Annotated in this window: 1 pseudogene; it reads left to right on the plus strand. The window is 60.8% G+C overall.

Annotation, left to right across the window (positions count from 1 at the left end):
• Positions 1-25 precede the first annotated feature (25 nt).
• Positions 26-567, plus strand: a pseudogene (locus CO655_RS33230) (transposase); the annotation flags it as partial.

The following is a 567-nucleotide window of genomic DNA, read 5'->3' on the forward strand; positions in this document are numbered from 1 at the left end:
CGACGGTCGGCGCGAGGTCCCGGGTATGGAAGTTGGCACCTCGGAGGCCGAACCGATCTGGGCGGAATTCCTTCGCAGGCTAACGCGCCGCGGTCTACGCGGGGTGAAGTTGGTTGTCTCTGATGCACATGAGGGCATCAAGGCTGCCGTTTCCAAGGTTCTCAATGCCACTTGGCAAAGGTTCGGGTTCACTTCATGAGGAACGTGCTCGCGCATGCTGGAAAGAGCGGCAGGCGGGTCGTATCCGCCTTCATCGCGACGGCCTTTGCCCAGGAGACCCCGGAGGCAGCAAGCCGCACAATGGCGCAGTGTCGCCGATCAAATCAGGCCGAAAGTGCCGAAGCTTGCCACCATCATGGACGACGCTGAAGAGGACGTGCTCGCCTACATGACCTTCCCGAAAGAGCACCGGGCAAAGCTGCACTCGACGAATCCAATTGAGCGTCTCAACGGCGAAATCAAGCGACGCACCGAGTCGTCGGCATCTTTCCGAACGACGAAGCCATCGTCCGTCTCGTCGGCGCACTGCTGCTCGAACAGAATGACGAATGGGCCGTCCAGCGTGCC

This window comes from Rhizobium sp. M1, assembly GCF_002531805.1.
Classification (GTDB): Bacteria; Pseudomonadota; Alphaproteobacteria; order Rhizobiales; family Rhizobiaceae; genus Rhizobium; species Rhizobium etli_C.